Annotated in this window: 2 protein-coding genes and 1 pseudogene; 2 read left to right on the plus strand and 1 reads right to left on the minus strand. The window is 42.7% G+C overall.

The window, feature by feature from the left end; translation table 11 throughout:
* Positions 1 to 597 (plus strand): MATE family efflux transporter (locus AB4653_RS23780; RefSeq protein WP_372105480.1); only part of this gene is annotated, 597 nt, incomplete at its 5' end.
* 118 nt (positions 598 to 715) lie between these two features.
* On the opposite strand, the gene AB4653_RS23785 is transcribed toward AB4653_RS23780, so the two are convergent.
* Positions 716 to 1,558 (minus strand): DNA ligase, encoded by an 843-nt coding sequence (locus tag AB4653_RS23785; protein WP_009846756.1) that lies wholly within the window; start codon positions 1,556 to 1,558, stop codon positions 716 to 718.
* A 185-nt stretch (positions 1,559 to 1,743) separates the two neighbouring features.
* On the opposite strand from AB4653_RS23785, the pseudogene AB4653_RS23790 reads away from it, so the two are divergent.
* Positions 1,744 to 1,937 (plus strand): annotated as a pseudogene (locus tag AB4653_RS23790) (anti-anti-sigma factor); the annotation flags it as partial.

Below are 1,937 nucleotides of genomic sequence, written 5' to 3' on the forward strand. Positions count from 1 at the left end.
TCTCTGTTGGTTGCCCCTCTTGGGTCTTTGGTTGTCGCCGCACACCAGGTTGCAATTAACTTCTCGTCACTGATATTTATGATACCAATGAGTATCGGTGCCGCCGTGAGTATTCGTGTTGGTCATAAGTTGGGTGAAAACAACACTGAAGGAGCGAAAATCGCGACACACGTGGGAATCATTGTTGGTTTAGTCACAGCCCTAATGACAGCTACATTGACGGTACTATTCAGAGAGCAAGTTTCGTTACTGTACACAGAGAATACGGCGGTAATTACTGTTGCAATGCAATTACTATTGTTCGCTGCAGTTTATCAATGTACTGACGCAATCCAAGTTATCGCTGCAGGGGCTTTGCGTGGATACAAAGACATGCGTTCGATCTTCAACATTACTTTCGTTGCTTACTGGTTGCTTGGTCTTCCTATTGGCTACATTTTAGGAATGAAAGATTGGATTGTTGAGCCTATGGGCGCGCACGGTTTCTGGGTTGGGTTCATTGTTGGTCTAACGTCTGCAGCTATTATGCTAGGTATGCGTCTGCACTGGATGCACAAACAAGACGACGATGTGCAGTTAGAATTTAGCTCTCGCTGAGTTCTAACTCACTCAACCGGTATCCCTGATATTGAATACGAAAAAGAGCTCTGATATTCAGAGCTCTTTTTCGTTTACTGTGTGTATGACTATATTGTACTGAACAATCTGATTGGTATTAATACTCACTCTTTTCTCTAACGAAGCGCGCAAACTTGGGTTTTCCATTTTGAGTAAAGCCATTGTAGCGAAAGGTAATACGGCTGCCGATCTCAGGCGGCGCAAGTCTCATTTGATCACTGAACCCGCTTCCGATATAAAACTCAACCCCTTCTTCCGTGTGAACCAAAATCGAACCCATCATCCCTTTATACTTCCCTGTCCCGCCTTTGTAGCCAATAACTGTGGCTTCGGCATCGTGATGCCTTTTTAGTTTTAACAGGTCATTGCTTCGACCTGCTTGATAACGACTGGTGATCTTTCTGAGCATCAAACCTTCGCCATTACGTTCATCGACATTGTCTAATTGATAAAACAGAGCTTCTTCATTTTGAATAGGTACATGTTCGATGTAGCTGACATGAGGTTCTCCAATCATACTTACCCAATGCAATATGTTGTAATAGCGCTTTTGATAATCGCCAGTCGCCCCTGGCATATCAAACAGCATCAAGTCTATTTGGCGCCACGCAACATCACTAGGTGTGTGATCGAGGACGGTAGATTGGACTAAGTGGAACTTTCCTCTTCCTGCCCAGAGCTCCCCTTCAAGGTGTACCTTCGGTAAGTTTTTTGTAAACCACTTCGGTGAGTAAATGCGATTCCCATTTCGAGTATAAAGGTGTTGTCCGTCCCAAAGAGCACGAATCCCATCAAGCTTTTCACTCTTCCAGTATTCAGAAACATCAATGCCTTGTTGGTATGTATTGGCCAGTACCAAATGGTCGGGAGGTAAATAGGATGAATGAGAAGAAAGCGAACACGCCCATAGAGTTGCTATCGCCAATTTAGTTAATCTCATCATCTGCTCCGTATTGATATCTGTAGTGCTCAACAAACGCCTTTAATCCTAAGCGTTCTGACACGTAGGTAGACAACCTTTGCTAGAAGATGCGATCCACACGCCAACCTTATTTAACTTTCAATTTCATTCATGCAATTAATGGCTTATGAGTCTCAAATGTTCACCCATTTTTAGTTCTCATATTGAGAAACCGACTTTCTCAATATGAGATAGAGATTAGCGATCGAGTTAAGCTATTGAAAAATATAAACATAAAAGTTGGCACATTCAGTGCAGCTGTCCATACATACTCAAAAGGAGATATCGCTATGGAACTACGTAAGATTGATTTAAATACAACGACACTGACTCTTTCTATCTTCGGTGATTTAGATGC

Origin of the sequence: Vibrio sp. 10N.222.48.A3 (genome assembly GCF_041475345.1) — a bacterium.
Classification (GTDB): Bacteria; Pseudomonadota; Gammaproteobacteria; order Enterobacterales; family Vibrionaceae; genus Vibrio; species Vibrio tasmaniensis_A.